Source organism: Bradyrhizobium sp. STM 3843, assembly GCF_000239815.1.
In the GTDB taxonomy this organism is placed as follows: Bacteria; Pseudomonadota; Alphaproteobacteria; order Rhizobiales; family Xanthobacteraceae; genus Bradyrhizobium.
On sequence record NZ_CAFK01000319.1, the window covers coordinates 18,614 to 34,658 of the forward strand.

16 protein-coding genes are annotated in these 16,045 nt (G+C 62.8%); 5 read left to right on the forward strand and 11 right to left on the reverse strand.

Features of this window, described 5'->3' with window-relative positions:
• Window positions 1–12: 12 nt before the first annotated feature.
• From BRAS3843_RS35145 to BRAS3843_RS35160, 4 genes are all read right to left on the reverse strand, one after another.
• Window positions 13–405 (reverse strand): hypothetical protein, encoded by a 393-nt coding sequence (locus BRAS3843_RS35145; protein WP_008974016.1) that lies wholly within the window; start codon window positions 403–405, stop codon window positions 13–15.
• Between the two features lie 130 nt (window positions 406–535).
• Window positions 536–886, reverse strand: a complete 351-nt coding sequence (locus BRAS3843_RS35150) for a DUF3307 domain-containing protein (RefSeq protein WP_008974017.1) — start codon at window positions 884–886, stop codon at window positions 536–538.
• A 369-nt stretch (window positions 887–1,255) separates the two neighbouring features.
• The gene (locus BRAS3843_RS35155; RefSeq protein WP_008974019.1) at window positions 1,256–2,140 is read right to left on the reverse strand and encodes a DUF6537 domain-containing protein; all 885 of its coding nucleotides are present in this window, start codon (window positions 2,138–2,140) and stop codon (window positions 1,256–1,258) included.
• Between the two features lie 20 nt (window positions 2,141–2,160).
• Window positions 2,161–2,829, reverse strand: a complete 669-nt coding sequence (locus BRAS3843_RS35160) for a cyclic nucleotide-binding domain-containing protein (RefSeq protein WP_008974020.1) — start codon at window positions 2,827–2,829, stop codon at window positions 2,161–2,163.
• A gap of 310 nt (window positions 2,830–3,139) precedes the next feature.
• Here BRAS3843_RS35160 and BRAS3843_RS35165 point away from each other — a divergent pair, with 310 nt between their 5' ends.
• From BRAS3843_RS35165 to BRAS3843_RS35185, 5 genes are all read left to right on the forward strand, one after another.
• Window positions 3,140–4,255 (forward strand): cyclic nucleotide-gated ion channel, encoded by a 1,116-nt coding sequence (locus BRAS3843_RS35165; protein WP_008974022.1) that lies wholly within the window; start codon window positions 3,140–3,142, stop codon window positions 4,253–4,255.
• Window positions 4,252–5,049 carry an enoyl-CoA hydratase/isomerase family protein gene (locus tag BRAS3843_RS35170; RefSeq protein WP_008974023.1) on the forward strand — a complete coding sequence of 266 codons (798 nt, stop codon included), beginning with the start codon at window positions 4,252–4,254 and terminating at the stop codon, window positions 5,047–5,049. The genes BRAS3843_RS35165 and BRAS3843_RS35170 overlap by 4 nt, the downstream gene beginning before the upstream one ends.
• A 485-nt stretch (window positions 5,050–5,534) precedes the next feature.
• Entirely contained in the window at window positions 5,535–6,269 is a 735-nt protein-coding gene (locus BRAS3843_RS35175) for a LuxR family transcriptional regulator (protein WP_008974024.1), read from the forward strand.
• A gap of 106 nt (window positions 6,270–6,375) precedes the next feature.
• Window positions 6,376–7,059, forward strand: coding sequence for an acyl-homoserine-lactone synthase (locus tag BRAS3843_RS35180; protein ID WP_008974025.1), 684 nt, complete (start codon window positions 6,376–6,378; stop codon window positions 7,057–7,059).
• A gap of 160 nt (window positions 7,060–7,219) precedes the next feature.
• Window positions 7,220–7,402 (forward strand): hypothetical protein, encoded by a 183-nt coding sequence (locus BRAS3843_RS35185; RefSeq protein ID WP_008974027.1) that lies wholly within the window; start codon window positions 7,220–7,222, stop codon window positions 7,400–7,402.
• 89 nt (window positions 7,403–7,491) lie between these two features.
• On the opposite strand, the gene BRAS3843_RS35190 is transcribed toward BRAS3843_RS35185, so the two are convergent.
• The 7 genes from BRAS3843_RS35190 to BRAS3843_RS35220 all read right to left on the reverse strand — a co-directional run bounded on the left by BRAS3843_RS35190 (window position 7,492) and on the right by BRAS3843_RS35220 (window position 15,963).
• The gene (locus BRAS3843_RS35190; protein WP_008974028.1) at window positions 7,492–8,139 is read right to left on the reverse strand and encodes a nitroreductase; all 648 of its coding nucleotides are present in this window, start codon (window positions 8,137–8,139) and stop codon (window positions 7,492–7,494) included.
• A 205-nt stretch (window positions 8,140–8,344) separates the two neighbouring features.
• Window positions 8,345–9,592: an acyl-CoA dehydrogenase gene (locus BRAS3843_RS35195; protein ID WP_008974029.1), complete on the reverse strand. Its 1,248-nt coding sequence runs from the start codon at window positions 9,590–9,592 to the stop codon at window positions 8,345–8,347.
• 121 nt (window positions 9,593–9,713) lie between these two features.
• On the reverse strand, window positions 9,714–10,958 hold the full coding sequence (locus BRAS3843_RS35200; RefSeq protein ID WP_008974030.1) for an acyl-CoA dehydrogenase: 1,245 nt from the start codon (window positions 10,956–10,958) through the stop codon (window positions 9,714–9,716).
• Between the two features lie 123 nt (window positions 10,959–11,081).
• Entirely contained in the window at window positions 11,082–12,209 is a 1,128-nt protein-coding gene (locus BRAS3843_RS35205) for an acyl-CoA dehydrogenase family protein (RefSeq protein ID WP_008974031.1), read from the reverse strand.
• 153 nt (window positions 12,210–12,362) lie between these two features.
• Window positions 12,363–14,234 (reverse strand): AMP-binding protein, encoded by a 1,872-nt coding sequence (locus BRAS3843_RS35210; RefSeq protein ID WP_008974032.1) that lies wholly within the window; start codon window positions 14,232–14,234, stop codon window positions 12,363–12,365.
• 224 nt (window positions 14,235–14,458) lie between these two features.
• Window positions 14,459–15,217, reverse strand: coding sequence for an SDR family NAD(P)-dependent oxidoreductase (locus BRAS3843_RS35215; RefSeq protein ID WP_008974033.1), 759 nt, complete (start codon window positions 15,215–15,217; stop codon window positions 14,459–14,461).
• A gap of 86 nt (window positions 15,218–15,303) precedes the next feature.
• Window positions 15,304–15,963 (reverse strand): TetR family transcriptional regulator, encoded by a 660-nt coding sequence (locus tag BRAS3843_RS35220; RefSeq protein WP_008974034.1) that lies wholly within the window; start codon window positions 15,961–15,963, stop codon window positions 15,304–15,306.
• Window positions 15,964–16,045 lie beyond the last annotated feature (82 nt).

Below are 16,045 nucleotides of genomic sequence, written 5' to 3' on the forward strand. Positions count from 1 at the left end.
TTGATTGATCGCTTACCCCGTCACCGCCGCGAGATCATCATCGAGGTCGTCCTCGAGCGGGGCGAGCACCGACAAAGGCTTGGTGGAGAGCGAGATCGGCTTGCGACCGCTCGAGGCGGTGCTGCCCTGCGACACTTTGCTGTCGCGCGATTGGGCATAGAGCACGGCGCCAACCCGCCCGCCGGATTGCAGGAGTTCACGCTCGCTGCAGGTTGCGGCGATGGCGAGAGCCAGCGAATGCAGGTGGCTGCGGCGGTAACAGAACAGCGCCAGCATCGCCCTCACGTCGCTCGAAACGCTTTCGACCAGCGCCGGCAGACCGTTCTCGCTGGCGCGATACATCTCGCCAAGCAGTTCCTCGCCAACTGGGCAGGAGTCGTCAAACGCGTCGCGGTTTGGAAACATCGCTCGATCCCCTCATGCGCAGATTGCAATGCGAATCGCTAACGAAGGGTTAACCACCGCGACCGGTAGTTGTACGGGGGGCCTTGATATTCCGGCATTTGCCCAGTCCAGGCCGGGTTTGAGGGCCGAATCAGCCGTTCGCGGCCATGAAAATCGACAGCCCGAACCCGGTCAGGTGGTGGAGAGCCTGATCCACCCCGATCAAGGTCCAGAACCAGGGATGCTCCAGCGTCATACCGAAATGGGACGAGCAGATGCCCTTGGCCCGATCGACCGTGATGTGGATGGCGAAATCGATGAAGGCGACAAACCAGAACCGTGGTGCGACGACCAGAATCAGGGCCAGAGCGCAGGCAAGGTGGATCAGGCAATGCACGAGAAGCGGCAGTGCCCACCCCTTCTTCTGATCCTTGCCATAGGCCATCCAGGCGGTCTGGAGCACGAAGTCGGCAATGATGTGCTTGAAGGTGAGCAGCAGCATCCAGCCAAGGAGCGCACCAACCGGAACCGAGGACGATAGAGAAGGAAGAGACAAAGCTGACGCTCTCGCTACGACTAAGCTTCGACGCACCGGAAACGGGAGGCGTTCAGCGGCATCGGTTCGAAGGCCGGCCAGTTCGACGCGTGTGCAGCTTTTATGACATTTCCGATCTCGGATTGCACGTGAAAGGGAACTCGGGACAGCAGTCGCAAGGCGGCTTCCGCACTTAACGGTAAATCCATGCAGCGCCAACTTTCCATTGACTACCGATCTGATCGCCGCCTCGGCAAATCATCTTCATCTCAGCTGGTTGCGTGATTGGAAAAAGATACCACCAGCGCAGCATCGCTGAAGACCGTCACTCCGGTTTCACTCCGCAGCCTTGGCGTCGGGATATTCCGCCAGGGCGCGGGCGCGGATCTGGGCGATGGTACGCTTCAGCGCGGCTTGCCGCGGATCAGGCATCGCGGCGGCCCGTGCTTCCGCAATCGCGCCGTCGAGGTCGGCCAGCGGCAGCGCGCCGTCAAAGGTCGGCTTGGCCAGCCCGTTGATGATCGCATGCCAATCGGCAAGCCCCTGCCAATAGGCGTCGCCCTGCCCCTGGACCATGGTCGCCGTCGCGATCAGGGCCGGCGCCGAAGCCGGCTGCTTGTCCAGGCAGCGGGCGATCATATGCAGCCAGCGCTCGACCCAGATCCGCTCTTCGGCGTAGCGCACAGACGACAACCGCCATCTCTTGAGCGCGGCAAAGGATTTCAGGCGGCTGACCGCGCCTTTGGAGGCAATCGAGAAACGGAGCGACATCCGCCTGCGGCGCAGCCAGCCGACCTTCTCGAACGCGGTCATCAAGGAGTTCGCCGCAGCCTCGGGCAGCACGGCGACCAATTCATCGAGGCGGAACCGCCTGATGTCGTGGATTGCGCGATGGCGGGCCATCGCGCCGGCTTCCAATTCAGCCAGCTTGAGCTGCGCGATGCGAATCAGATCCTCATAGGCCATCCGCTGCGCCAGCAGCTGCGCGAGCTCACACAGCATGGCCGTGTCGACGTGCGGCCGGCCGACAAAGCGCCTGATGCGATCGACATAGAGCTGCGCGTAACTCGGCCCCTGATAGTCGATCAGGAGATGGATGTGCTCCGAGACGATGGACGCCGCCGCCTCCGGGAGGCCCTCAGGCAGGAATGGCGTCGGCGCATCGTCGTCGCCGATGACATCCGCGAACAGGTAACGCAGTGAGGAGAGAATGCTCGCCACCTCTGGCCATGACCTCCCGATCAGGCCGACTTCGCCGTAACGGCGGCCGCGGCGGTCTGCTGTGCCAGCCGGCGCTCCAGGGTCTCGATATTTTGGAACAGCCGCGCGCTGGCGAGGCGCAGGAAATAGAAGGCGAAGGCAGGGTTCTGCACGTAGAGCTGCTCGACCTGGTCATAGCTGACCGAGAGGATGAGGCCGTCCTCGTCGCATTCCAGCGTCTGCGTCCGCGTATTCGAGGGTGAGATCATGCCGAACTCACCGACGATGGCGCCGACCGGCAGCTCGATGCCGGACTCGACCAGGCGAAAGCGGCCGCTGACGATGTAATACATGCTGTCGGCCTTCTCGTCCTTGTAGAACAGCACTTCGCCTGCGGTGCATTTGCGCTCCGTCATGAACGGCTTCAGCCATTCCATCGAGAGATCGCTGCTGACCGACCGTTTCACGTCGCGAACGAGCTGCAGCATCTGGTGAAGCCGATAGCTGTTCAACGGCAGCAGCACGCCGTGAAGCGCGATCACCGGGTAATTGTGGGTCGGTATCGCGGTCGCGATCAGGACGATGTTGGTGAGGATCGCAAAGACCCGAAGCGGGATCATCGTCCGCATCGACAGCGTCGCTACCACGAAAATCGATGCAAACAGGCTGCCGGCGGCACCTGCGTGCTCTACGAGATGAGAAGTGTCCATTCGAGCTCAACCAGACTTCTGGACGCGAGACGGAAACGTCGCCACTAGGACGTTTCGGTCTTCACTGACTGTGTCCGCCAGGACTCTTGATATACGGCGAAAAAGCGACGTTTTAACCGGCTTTCGCCGTGCAGCAGAGAAATTCCGCTCCGTAAGCCGTCCGAAAAGGGGACAGGTGCAAAAGAGGAGAGGTAAGAGAAGGCGCCCGGGCGGTGTCGTTGACGACACTGGCCCGGACAGGCACCTTCCCCGCCACCTTCCATAAACGCCCCAGACCGGGATTTTCATCGAGCACAGGCGCCCATTTTCGATGTCCAAACCGTTACTGTTCCCGAATTTGGCGTCGTTCCTGACCGCAACGGCCGGTCGTCAGACGACGCGGGCGGACTATGCGGCTGTTGTCATCGGCACTGGCGCCATGGTCCTGCTCACGGTGGATGCGGCCTATGACGCGGCAGCGGGCGCAATTTGCGGCGTGCTGTGGGCTTGTCTTGCCTTCTTCGTCTTGCAGTGGGGGGTGCGGGTTCACTGGGCGCAGCAGGCCCGCTATACCCTCTCTTATCTATGTTCCGAAGGCGGCGTGCTGGATACCGCCTCGGCGCTTGGGGTGCCGTTCGCGCTGGCGCTCGGCGTGGAGCAAAGATCGGCCTGGCTGTTCGCGGTCCTGTGGCTGGTCAAGGTCATCCCCGGGATTCCCGGTCTGCAGCGGCTGCGCCGGGTGCTGGTGATGGAGGCCAGGCCCCTGCTCAGCGTATTCGTGCTGTTCCTTCTGGTGTTGTTTCTCGGCTCGGTCGCCGAATACACACTGGAACACGAGGCCCAGCCGGCGACCTTCGGCAGCGTGCCGCAAACCTTGTGGTGGGCGGTCGTGACCCTGACCACCACGGGCTACGGCGACGTCGTGCCCGTCACGCCGCTGGGACGGGTGATCGCGGCCATGGTGATGATCTCGGGCCTGGGCGTGTTCGGGCTGTGGACCGGTATTCTCGCCACCAGCTTTGCCGCCGAGACCAGGCGAGACAATTTCCTCAAGACCTGGGAGTCCGTCAGCAAGGTTCCCTTCTTTGCCACGCTCGGCCCGTCCGCCATCGCCGACGTGACCCATATGCTGCGCACCATCGATCTGCTGCCGCGGACCACCATCATCCGCAAGGGGCAGCCGGGCGATTGCATGTACTTCATCGCCTCCGGCGAGGTCGAGGTCGACCTGCCCGGCAAGAAGGTCCGGCTCGGCGAAGGCGCTTTCTTCGGCGAGATGGCGCTGCTTGGGAATAATCTGCGCTCCGCCAATATCTCGACCACCAAGCTCTCGAAGCTGTTGGTGCTCGATCTGGTGGATTTCCGCCTTCTGATGGCCCGCCACCCTGATCTGGTCCAAAGTATCGACGCCGAGGCCAAGCGGCGCGCATTGGAGAATACGACATGACCGACGCACCGGCCGAGCAGGCCACTCCCGAGGCGAGCACGCCGCTGCTTTCCATCGAAGGGGCGCGCGCGACCATCCGCCTGAACCGGCCAAAACATCTGAACCGGCTGCAACGTGAGGACCTCGAGGCGCTGCTGGCGCTGTTCGACCGCATCGAAGCCGATGCCGCCATCCGCGTCGTGGTCCTGACCGGCACCGGCCGCGCCTTCAGCGCCGGCTATGATCTCGGCTCGATCGCCGAACGCGCCGAGGGCGCCCGGCATGACAATCCGGGCGCCAGCTTCGAGGTCGTGGTCAACCGGCTCGAAGACCTCGCGCTGCCCACCATCTGCCGTCTCAATGGCGGCGTCTATGGCGGCTCGACCGACCTGGCGCTGGCCTGCGACTTCCGGATCGGCGTCGATACGGCTGAGATGTTCATGCCGGCGGCACGACTTGGCCTGCACTACTATCCGAGCGGCATCAGGCGTTACGTCTCGCGGCTCGGCGCCGACAATGCGAAGCGGTTGTTTCTGACCGCGGAGAAGATTGACGCAAATGAGATGCTGCGCATCGGCTATCTCACGACTCTCGTGCCGGTGGAGGCGCTCGATTCCGCTGTCGACCGGCTTGCGACGCAGCTTGCGGGCAATGCGCCGACCGCAATGGCAGGCATGAAGCGTGCGATCAACGAGTTTGCCCACGGAAGCCTCGACGAGTCGGCCGCCGCGCAAAGGAATCGCGACAGCATGTCCGGTGCGGAGATCCGGGAAGGCATCAAGGCCTTTGCCGAGAAGCGGCCGCCGAAATTTTAGACAGGCATGCCAGATGCGGATGTGACATTCGCTGCAGGATCGAGCGCGAATCCTCGCACGCGAATGGCAAATTCAGAACGGCACGAGCGTGGTGCTCAGTTCCGCGGCGATATCGATGTTGCGAATTCGAAGCAAACCGCACTCGGATCGGAGGGTTTTCCGGTGTCCTTCGAATCCGACATTCGCTTCCGAGGGCGCCTCGAATGAAACGAAGCTCGATTCGGGACAATAGAAACTTTGATTCGCTGATGTCCTCGAGCCGCTGATGGTCGCATCAGGGTTTGCTGCAATTTGATGCGAATGTCAGCGCAGGAGGCAGGACCAACATACTATACCAACATACTATAATGAGAATGGCTGCGGAGCTGTGCATTCAAGCCACCGTATCCCGCATCAGTTGATAACAGGATTGCTGATCTCATTCTAGTTTACGATTGACAGCAATGCGTCGGCGGCTAGCCTCAGTGTGGGCGGAGATGCGCAACATGGACGGGACCGACGCATATTGGGGGCGCCGCGCGCTCGACTTTGTCGATGCCCTGGAGTCATCGACGACGAGCGCCAGCGTGATCACCCAATTCGAGCGACTGATCGGCGAGATCGGCTTTCGTTCCTACATCATCGCGGGAATACCGACATCGACCCAATCATTGGATCAACTGATGCTGGCCAACGGTTGGCCTGCCGGATGGTTCGAGTTCTACACCCGCGAGAATCTCCATATGGCCGATCCAATCCCGCGGCATTGCCTGGGGACGCTGAACCCTTTCATGTGGTCGGAGGCGCCGTATGATCGCGAGCGAGACCGTTCCGCCCATGAGGTGATGATGCGGGCGCGGGACTTCGGCCTCCAGGAGGGCTTCTGTATCCCGATTCATTATGACGATGCGGTCGGCGCGATCAGTCTCGCCGGCGAGCGGCCGCACCTCGATACCGAGAGCAAGAGCGCGGTTCATCTGATCAGCATCTTCACTTATGGGCGGTTGCGTGCATTGGGGCGTTCGTCACCGACAAAGCAAGGCCGCCGCCTGTCCGAGATCGAGGCCGAGGTGCTCCGCTGGGCGGCCCGCGGCAAGACCGCATGGGAGACGGCGCAGATTCTCGGCCTGTCGGAGCGCAATGTGCGCTGGCACCTCGAGGAGGCGCAGCGCAAACTGATGACCAACAACAAGACCGCGACCGTCGCGACCGCATTGGTCAATGGAGAAATCCTGCTCTGATTAGGTCATTTCAGGGACGAGGGTCCGAGCTGTCATTTCTCCCAGTGGAATCTCTCAGCTGCATCGGCATGCTTACCGCGCGATTGAACATTGAGCGGGAGCTTCGATGCCTGAGATCCATGTTGTTCGAAGGGATAATCGACATCTCTACGAGCGCTACTTCGACCCTTATTTCCGGATGCGCCATGACATCTACGTCAAGCAGCGCAAATGGATGGCGCTGGACCGGCCGGATGGGCGCGAGATCGACCAGTTCGACACCGAAGATGCGGTCTATCTGTTCTGCATCGACCAGGGACAGCTGATCGGCGCGATGCGCGCGGTGCCGACCCTGCTGCCGACCCTGATGAGCGAGATCTTCCCCTATCTCAACATCCGGGGACCCATCCAGCGGCCCGACGTCTACGAGCTGTCGCGCATCTTCGTGATTCCGGAGCGGCGCGGCGAGCATGCCGGACCGCGGATCGACATGTTGCTGCTCACCGCGATCATGGAATACGGCATTTCGATCGGTCTGACCGGCTTCTCCATCGTGCTGGAGAGCTGGTGGCTGCCGCGCTTCGAGCGCTGCGGCTGGAAAGCCCGCCCGCTCGGCCTACCGCACATGATGGACGGGATGTCGGTGCTGGCGGTGCTCGTCGATTGCGACGACACAACGTGGCAGTCGTTGTGCCAGCAGATCGGCCTCAACCAGCCGACGCTGACATGGCGGGGGCTCGACGACGTCAGCCGTCAGGCCCTTCCGGACATCTTTCTTCCGCTTCCACCAGCTGTTCAGCCATCGCAATGAGTTGCTCACGATGCCGCTTCAGACGCAGCTTGTGGAAGGATTTGAAGAGCCGATGGCCATGGACCGTCGACTCGTCCAGTTCCAAATCTGCCAGTTCCAAGGCTGCGCGCTCAGGCGGCGTCTGCATGGAATCCATCACTGACTTTTCAGGGTATGAGCCGTGACCGAAGCTTCACTCGAGAAGATCATTGAGCGCCTGCAATTTTGCATTGTCGACGCCAGAGCCCTTCAACTCAAAATGTTGGAGCGGGTTTTGTCAATATCGCTGCTGGAAGCCCATGAACTGAAGGACCAGTTCAAGGATAAATTGGGCAAGCGCAGCAACGGAACCGCTTGCCACTGACGGGCTTCGAATCCGAAGTCCGCCCCGTAGCGAGCTGCGGAGGCAGGAGCGCACTGCGATATGCTAAGGGCAACGCAGCGATCGCCGGGTCATTCCTCGAAAAAGCGAGCCGTGTCGGTGATGGCCGCGCGGCTGGTGCGGTATGAATTCGCCTTGTGGTCGCGATCGGGATAGCCGAAGGAAATGCCGCAGATAACCTTGCGGTCCTCGCCGAGGCCGAAATGGGCACGAACGACGTCGGAATGAAAGGCGAGCGCTGCCTGCGGCACGGTGGCCACGCCGAGCGCCTGCGCCGCCAGCATGAAGCTCGTCACATAGCCGCCGCAATCGACCGCACCGTAGACCCCGAGCGCCTCGTCGCTATGGATGATCGCGACATGCGGCGCACCGAAGAAGTTGTAGTTCTCCAGCGCCTGCTTCGCATAACCGGCCTTGTCGCCGCGAGGAATCCCAACCGCGTTGTAGAGCTGAAAGCCGCTCTCGCGCCGCCGCTCGAGATAGACGCCACGATATTCGCGCGGAAACTCGAAATCGCCGACGGTGGGCTTGCCGCCTGAGGCGGCGGCGTACATCGCCTGCCGGAATTTCTCCGTGGCCGCCCCTGAGGTGATCTCGACCCGCCAGGGCTGGCTGTTGCACCAGGACGCGGTGGTCTGCGCCACGCCAAGGATCCGCTCGATGGTGGCGCGCGGCACGGGATCCGGCAGGAAGCGGCGGCAGGAGAAGCGCGCGCGCATCAGGGTTTCGAGGGTGGTGATCGGATCTGTCTGGCCAGCGGTCGACGTTGCTTCCATGGAATGACTTTCAATTCGAGCCAATTTCAATTCGAGCCAAAGTGCCGCCCCCTCATGGTGAGGAGGCGCGGAGCGCCGTCTCGAACCATGCGGCCAAGCTGTGGCCTCATCCTTCGAGACGCTGCTACGCAGCTCCTCAGGATGAGGATTAACCTCGCCCCTTCGTCGGCACCTTGTTGAAGGGGACATCCTTGTCCACCCGGATGTCGCCGGGCAGGCCGAGCACGCGCTCGGCGATAATATTGCGCAGGATCTCGTCGGTGCCGCCGGCAATCCGCATCGATGGCGAGGTCAACAGCATCTGCTGGAACTGGCCCTGTGTCGTCTCTTCGTCCGCGCCGGTGAGAGCACCGGCTGCGCCTTGGAGATCCATGGCATAGGCTGCGATGTCCTGCAGCATGGTGCCGGCGACCAGCTTGCCGATCGAATTCTCCGGCCCCGGCCGCTCGCCGCGCGACAGCGCCGAGATCGCGCGATAGCTGGTGTATTTCAGCCCGCTCGCCTTCACCGCCCATGACGCCAGCTTCGAGCGCGTCGCACGGTCATCGATCGCAAGTCCGTTTTCGCTCATCAGGTTCGCGCAGAACGCAAACATCTCAGGGAAGCCGGTCGCAAGCCGGGCGCCGATCGACATGCGCTCGTTCATCAGCGTGGTCAGCGACACGTTCCAGCCGTCGCCGACCGCACCGAGCCGCTGGCTGTCCGGGATCACGACGTCGGTGAAGTAGACCTCGTTGAACTCCTGCATGCCGTTGGCCTGCCTGATCGGGCGGATCTCGACGCCTTTGCTCTTCATGTCGAGGAAGAACATCGTCAGTCCCTTGTGCTTGGGCACGTTGGGGTCGGTGCGGGTGATCAGGAGGCCGTAGTCGGAATAATGCGCGCCCGAGGTCCAGATCTTCTGGCCGTTGACGATCCAGTCGTCACCGCGCTTCTCGGCGCGGGTGCGCAGGCCCGCGACATCGGAGCCGCCGGCCGGCTCGGAGAACAGCTGGCACCAGATCTCCTCGCCGGACGCCAGCTTCGGCAGATAGCGTCGCTTGTCCTGTTCGCTGCCATAGGCCATCACGGTCGGGCCGCACATGCCTTCGCCGATCTGAAACGGCTGCGTCAGCTTGCCGTAGACGCCCTCCTCCTGCTGCCAGATCACGCGCTCGATCGGCGAGGCGCCATGGCCGCCATAATCCTTCGGCCACTGCAGACAGGCCCAGCCGGCCTCGGCCTTCTTCTTCTGCCAGGCCTTGCCGACCTCGACGATGTCGGCGTTCTTGAGACGGATACGTCCGAGCGAGGCGCTCGAAAGCTCCTGTTCGAACTGCTTCGGCGCGTTGGCGTCGATCCAGGCCCGCGCCTTGGCGCGGAATGCGGCTTCTTCGGGAGTGTCGTCGAAGTTCATCGTCCTTCCTTCCAGCACCGTCATTCCGGGGCGATGCGAAGCATCGAACCCGGAATCCAGAGATGACTCACTTCGAGATTCCGGGTTCGGTCGCTTTGCGACCGCCCCGGAATGACGAGAACTAATTCCGTCCTCTGGTCGGGATCTGATTGAACGGCAGATCCTTGTCGACCCTGATATCGCCCGGCAGCCCGAGCACGCGCTCGGCGATGATGTTGCGCATGATCTCGTCAGTGCCGCCCTCGACGCGGGTGCCCGGCGCGCGCAACAACATCGCCTGAAATTTGCCGGCCAGTTCGGCTTCCGGTCCGCTCAGCACGCCGGCCGCGCCCTGCAGATCCAGCGCGAACGTCGCGACGTCCTGAACCATCGATGCCGCGACCAGCTTGCCGATCGAGTTCTCCGGGCCCGGCCGTTCGCCCTTCGACAGCGCGGAGATGGCACGGAAGCTGGTGTATTTCAGGCCGCTCGCTTTCACCGCCCAGTTCGCGAGCTTGGCGCGCACGTTGCGGTCCTCGATCGCCGGACGATCGTCGAGCATCAGATTGGAGCAGAACTCGAACAGCTCCGGGAAGCCGGTGGCGACGCCGGCCCCGATCGACATCCGCTCGTTCATCAGTGTGGTCAGCGCCACGTTCCAGCCGTCATTGACTGCCCCCAACCGCTGTGAGTCCGGAATCACGACATCGGTGAAATAGACCTCGTTGAAATCCGAATGGCCGCTGGCCTGCTTGATCGGCCTGATCTCGACGCCTTTGCTCTTCATGTCCAGGAAGAACATCGTGAGCCCCTTGTGCTTGGGCACGTCGGGATCGGTGCGAGTGAGCAGAATGCCGTAGTCGGAATAATGCGCGCCGGAGGTCCAGATCTTCTGGCCGTTGATCACCCACGCGTCGCCGCGCTTCTCGGCGCGGGTGCGCAGGCCGGCGACATCGGAGCCGCCCGCGGGCTCCGAGAACAGCTGGCACCAGATCTTTTCGCCCGAGGCCAGCGGCGGCAGATAGTGTCGCTTATGCTCCTCCGAGGCGTAGGCCATCATGGTCGGCCCGCACATGCCGTGGCCGATGATGAAGACAGCCGAGAGCTTGCTGAACGGCCCTTCCTCCTGCTGCCAGATCACGCGCTCGATCGGCGAGGCGCCGCGGCCGCCATACTCTTTCGGCCAGTGCAGACAGGCCCAGCCGGCATCGGCCTTCTTCTTCTGCCAGGCTTTCGCGACCTCGAGGAGATTGGCATTCTTCAGCGCGGTGCGCCCCAAGGAGGACGCGCGCAGTTCTGCTTCGTATTCTTTCGGCGCGTTGGCGGCGATCCAGGCCCGCGCTTGGCTGCGGAACGCAGCCTCCTCAGGGGTGTCGTCGAAGTTCATCGTCGTTCTCTTTCCCGTCATTCCGGGGCTAGGCCAAAGGTCTCGAACTCGGAATCTCGATGTGACAACCTCTAGATTCCGGGTTCGCAGCGTTCCGCTGCGCCCCGGAATGACGTGCATGGATCACGCCGCATTGCGCTTGCGCATGCGATCGATCAACTGATCCTCCCAGTAGGAAAGACTGCCCAGGCCGAGCGCCAGCGCATTGGCACGGCGGTAGTACATGTGGCAGTCGAACTCCCAGGTGAAGCCCATGCCGCCGTGCACCTGAATGTTGTTCTTGGCGCAGTGCTGGAAGGCCTGGGTCGCGCTGATGCGCGCCGACGCCGCGGCCTCCGGCAATTCGGGCGCATTGGTCGATAGCGCCCAGGCGCCGTAATAGCAGTTGGAGCGCGCAAGGGTGGCAGATACATACATGTCTGCGAGCATGTGCTTGACCGCCTGGAACGAGCCGATCGGCCTGCCGAAGGCGATGCGATCGAGCGCGTAGTCGCGGCCCATCTCCAGCGCACGATCGGCGCCCCCGACCTGCTCGAAGGCAACCAGGACCGCCGCCCGATCGAGCACCTGGGCGATGATGGCCCAGCCTTCACCTGGCGCCCCGAGCGGCTCGGCCTTGCAGTTCGCGAAGACAAGCTCCGCCTGCCCGCGGGTCGGATCAAGGTTGGTCAGCGCCTTGGCGTCGACGCCGCCGGCCTTCGTGTCCGCGATGAACAGGGAAATGTCGCTGTCGCGGCCGGTCGCAGCGCTGCGTGCGGCGACGATGACAAAATCAGCGATCGCGCCATCCGCCACCGGCTTCTTGACGCCGTTGAGCACGCCGTTCGATGCGTCAAGCTTGACGGCCTTGGGCGACGGATTGCCGGTGCCTTCGAACAAAGCGAGCGTGCCGATCGCCTCGCCAGAGGCGATCCTCGGCAGCCATTTTCGCTTCTGTGCCTCGCTGCCGGCGAGCATCAACGCCTCTGCTGCAAGATACACCGTCGAGGAGAACGGCACCGGCGCCAAGGCCCGGCCCATCTCCTCGGCGATCACGCAAAGTTCGAGATGGCCCGCACCCGCGCCGCCGAACTCTTCAGGGATGGCGACGCCGAGAAAGCCCATCTCGGCAAGCCCCCTCCACAGCTCGCGGTCATAAGGTGACTGCCCGTCGAGCACAGCGCGTACCGCCTTGGACGAACACTTCTCGGCCAGGAATTTGCGCGCCTGATCGCGCAGCTGCTTCTGGTCGTCGGAGAAATCGAAATTCATGGGCTTTACCCGTCCTGATGATTCTCAATAAGGAACGTCATTCCGAGGCGCGCGTGGCGCGAGCCCGGAATCCATACTCCCGGTGGTGGTTATGGATTCCGGGCCTGTGCCTAGCGGCGCATCCCGGAATGACGCGTGGAAAGAGTGCGTTCATCACAGCACGATCACCTCGTCGGCCGGCGGATCGGCATAGAGCCGCTCCACCAGTGCGGCGCGGCGTTCGAGCCCGGCGCGCTGATTGATGTAGCCCTTGTCGGTCAGCTCATGCCCGTCGATCGACGGCGGCTCGACCATCAGCATTACGCGGGCGATGCGCCGGCTGGTCGCGCCTTCGCATTCTCTGTTGTGCGCATCGAGCCCACGCTTGACGCAGGCGATCACCGCAGGGTGTTTGACGACCTCCTCAAAGGTGGCATTGGGATCGCAGATCATCTGGCGGCAGGCGTGCAAATTCGGCCAGGCCAGCAGACCGACCTCATCACGATCCTGTCCCGTGACGAGAGCGTCTTGTATCACCGGTGTCGCGGCGGCGATCGCATCGGTTCGCAACGCTCCGACATGGACGAAGGTGCCCGTCGTCAGCTTGAAATCCTCGACCACGCGGCCGGCGAAGATGATGCCTTGCACGGGATCGTCAGGATCGACAAACACGCCGGCATCGCCGATGCAGTAGAAGCCTTCCTCGTCGAAGGCCTTTTCTGTCAGCTCGGGCTGGCCGAAATATCCCGGCATCACATTCGCACCGCGCAGCCGCAGCTCGTATTTGGTCCCTGACGGCACCATCTTCAATTCGACGCCGGGGAATGGCAGACCGATCAAGCCGACGCGTTCGGTGTCCCAATAGGTTCCGGTCGAGGTTGGGCCGGTCTCGGTCGAGCCCCAACCGGTGTAGAACACGATGCGCTCGCCGGTGGCGCGCACGGCCAGCGCCTGCATGCGGTCGTACAGATCGTCCGGCAGTCGCGCGCCGCCGTAGCCCATCAGGCCAAGGTCCTTGAAGAAGGAGCGGCAAAGCGCATCGTCCTTTTCCATCGCGGCCGCGAGTGCGGCATAGCCGACCGGCACGTTGGCATAATAGGTCGGTGACACCTCGCGCAGGTTCCGGATCGTCTCCTCGAACTGACCGGGCATCGGCCGCCCGTCATCGATGTAGAGCGTGCCGCCATCGATCAGCAGCGGATTGAACAAGGCATTGCCGCCCATGGTGTGATTCCACGGCATCCAGTCCAGCACCGTGGCAATGGGCGCATCAGGCGAACGCGGACGAACCTGCATCATCATCGCGGCATTGGCGCACATCATGCGCTGCGTGTTGATGACCGCCTTGGGCATGCCGGTCGAGCCCGAGGTGAACAGCAGCTTGCCGATCGTGTCGGGCGTGATCTTTGCGATCGATCGCTCGACCTCCGAGCTCACCGGCGTCGCGGCAAGCTCGGCGAAGCTGAGGCTTTCGATACCGTCGCAGGGGCGCGCGACATGGATCACGGTGACGCCCTCGAGCGGCAACGTCTTCAGCGCCTTCTCGAAGGTCGGGCCGTCCTGCACCATGATCACGGCCGGACGGATCAGGTCGAACAGATATTTTAGCTTGAGATGATCATGGCTCATCAGCGAATAGGCCGGCGACACCGGCGCCGCCGGGAGCCGCGCCTGCATCGCGGCAAGCGTGAGCAACGCATGCTCGATCGAATTGCCGGAGAGGATGGCGACGGGCCGGCCCGCTTCGAGGCCAAGATTGAGCAGGCCCTGCGTGAGCCCGTCGGCGATGCGTTTGGCTTCGCCATACGACATCTTCCGCCATTGTCGTTCGGGTCCTGCGCGCTGCGCCAGCCAGATGCGCTCGGGGGCCTGCTCGGCCCATTTTGCGAGAGGTGCCGGAATGTGCGGCTCGTAGGCCTGCAGTGGGATCCGCGACCTCATGACGATGACGCCGTCGTCGCGTCGTTCGACGTCGATGTCGCGCGTCAGCCAGTCGACCTTGCGGAAGGCCGGTTTCTCCAGCACCGCCGCTGCACTCCCGTCCATCTTGCGTCTCCCGAATACAGTCGTCCTTTGCGGATCTTGATATTTGCTTGTTGGTCGAGAGCGGCTCGCATCTCTCTCCACCGTCGTCCCGGCCAAGCGAAGCGCGAGCCGGGACCCATAACCACAGGATGTCGTTATGGGCACTACGTCAGCCACCTGATTCCACTAGCAACATCACGCGGTATGGGTCCCCGCGTTCGCGGGGACGACAGCCGAATGGGTAGCTACCGCGGCGCCATGCGGATCGCGCCGTCGAGACGGATGGTCTCGCCGTTGAGCATCGGATTCTCGACGATGTGCACGGCGAGATTGCCATACTCGGACGCATCGCCGAGCCGCGCCGGATGCGGCACCTGCGCGCCCAGGCTCTTGCGCGCCTCTTCGTTCAGGCCCATCAGCAGCGGCGTCAGGAACAGGCCGGGCGCGATGGTGTTGACGCGGATTTTTTGGCTGGCGAGATCGCGCGCCGCCGGCAGCGTGAGGCCGACCACACCACCCTTCGAGGCCGAATAGGCGATCTGGCCGATCTGGCCTTCGAAGGCCGCAACGCTCGCGGTGTTGATGGCGACGCCACGCTCTTCGCCGATGGGCTCAGCGGTGACGAGGCGCTCGGCAAACAGCCGCAGCACATTAAAGGTGCCGATCAGGTTGACATTGATGATGCGGGCAAACTTCGCGAGCGGATAGACGCCATCCTTGCCGACGATGCGCTGCGAGCCGCCGATGCCGGCGCAGTTCACCAGGACGCGCGCGATGCCGTGGACGGCTTCGGCCTTCGCGATGCCTGCCTTGACCTGCTCCTCGTCGGTGACGTCGGCGTGAACAGCCACACCATGAATTTCAGCGGCGACCTTCTCCGCATTCTCCTTGCTCTGGTCGAGCACCGTGACCTTGGCGCCCTTCGCGGCCATCGCACGCGCGGTGGCGGCACCGAGCCCCGACCCGCCGCCGGTGATGAGAACCGCAACATCCTTCAACTGCATGGGCAACCTCCCTGTTTTTTGTTTTGCGAATGGCTGATAGCGAGTATCGCGTAGGGAAGTGCCTTAACTCCCCTATTCGCTACTCCCTAATCGCCACTCGCCCTCTTGAGTATTCCGCCGCAGATCAGCGCTTCCATATGCGTGATGTATTGGCGGCAGACTTCGTCGGTCACCGGACCCACGCCGGTCGCGCGCGACATGGCGTGGCGGCCGAAGAACAGATGATCGCAGGCGCCGATCAGGCTGGTGTAGAACAGCACCGGATCGACCTCGCGGAATTCGCCGGCCGCAACGCCTTCCGCGAGCAGCCTGCGGTGAAATTCCAGCAGCGGCGCGACGAAGAACTTCGACACTTCGTCAGCGGCTTCCGCACTGCTCTCGTGCAGGAGGCAGTGGATCAACCGATTCATATAGGGGAAGCGGTGATAGGCGCGGATGATGCCGCCGATATGCAGCTTCAGCTTTGCAGTCGGCGAGAGCGGCTGCGCCAGCAGATATTCGAGATTGGCGACCTCGGTGGCGGCATCGCGCGCAAGCAGCGCCAGCAGCAGGCCATCCTTGTTGCCGAAATGATATTTGACCAACGCGGCGTTCGCGCCGGACTTCTGGGCGATGTCGCTCAAGGACACGTCAATCGACGCGCGTTCGATCATCAGCTCGCTGGCCGCAACCAGGAGCTTCTCCGCCGTGGCATTCCGCCCGGCGGCAAGCTTGTTCGGTGTGCTGCTCTGGAGCTGAGGTCCCATCCGGTCTCTTCCAAGGATCGCGCCAGATAAGCCGAAGGCGTCCTCGATCACAAGATTTAATTGATCGATTGACTAAGCCCTA

Bases quoted from the DNA above. Each gene is read 5' to 3' on its own strand.
- BRAS3843_RS35220 (WP_008974034.1), bottom strand. From the start codon at position 15,963: ATGGGACCTCAGCTCCAGAGCAGCACACCGAACAAGCTTGCCGCCGGG.
- BRAS3843_RS35215 (WP_008974033.1), bottom strand. From the start codon at position 15,217: ATGCAGTTGAAGGATGTTGCGGTTCTCATCACCGGCGGCGGGTCGGGG.
- BRAS3843_RS35150 (WP_008974017.1), bottom strand. From the start codon at position 886: ATGCTGCTGCTCACCTTCAAGCACATCATTGCCGACTTCGTGCTCCAG.
- BRAS3843_RS35145 (WP_008974016.1), bottom strand. From the start codon at position 405: ATGTTTCCAAACCGCGACGCGTTTGACGACTCCTGCCCAGTTGGCGAG.
- BRAS3843_RS35210 (WP_008974032.1), bottom strand. From the start codon at position 14,234: ATGGACGGGAGTGCAGCGGCGGTGCTGGAGAAACCGGCCTTCCGCAAG.
- BRAS3843_RS35200 (WP_008974030.1), bottom strand. From the start codon at position 10,958: ATGAACTTCGACGACACCCCTGAGGAGGCTGCGTTCCGCAGCCAAGCG.
- BRAS3843_RS35165 (WP_008974022.1), top strand. From the start codon at position 3,140: ATGTCCAAACCGTTACTGTTCCCGAATTTGGCGTCGTTCCTGACCGCA.
- BRAS3843_RS35190 (WP_008974028.1), bottom strand. From the start codon at position 8,139: ATGCGCGCGCGCTTCTCCTGCCGCCGCTTCCTGCCGGATCCCGTGCCG.
- BRAS3843_RS35175 (WP_008974024.1), top strand. From the start codon at position 5,535: ATGGACGGGACCGACGCATATTGGGGGCGCCGCGCGCTCGACTTTGTC.
- BRAS3843_RS35170 (WP_008974023.1), top strand. From the start codon at position 4,252: ATGACCGACGCACCGGCCGAGCAGGCCACTCCCGAGGCGAGCACGCCG.
- BRAS3843_RS35205 (WP_008974031.1), bottom strand. From the start codon at position 12,209: ATGAATTTCGATTTCTCCGACGACCAGAAGCAGCTGCGCGATCAGGCG.
- BRAS3843_RS35195 (WP_008974029.1), bottom strand. From the start codon at position 9,592: ATGAACTTCGACGACACTCCCGAAGAAGCCGCATTCCGCGCCAAGGCG.
- BRAS3843_RS35180 (WP_008974025.1), top strand. From the start codon at position 6,376: ATGCCTGAGATCCATGTTGTTCGAAGGGATAATCGACATCTCTACGAG.
- BRAS3843_RS35160 (WP_008974020.1), bottom strand. From the start codon at position 2,829: ATGGACACTTCTCATCTCGTAGAGCACGCAGGTGCCGCCGGCAGCCTG.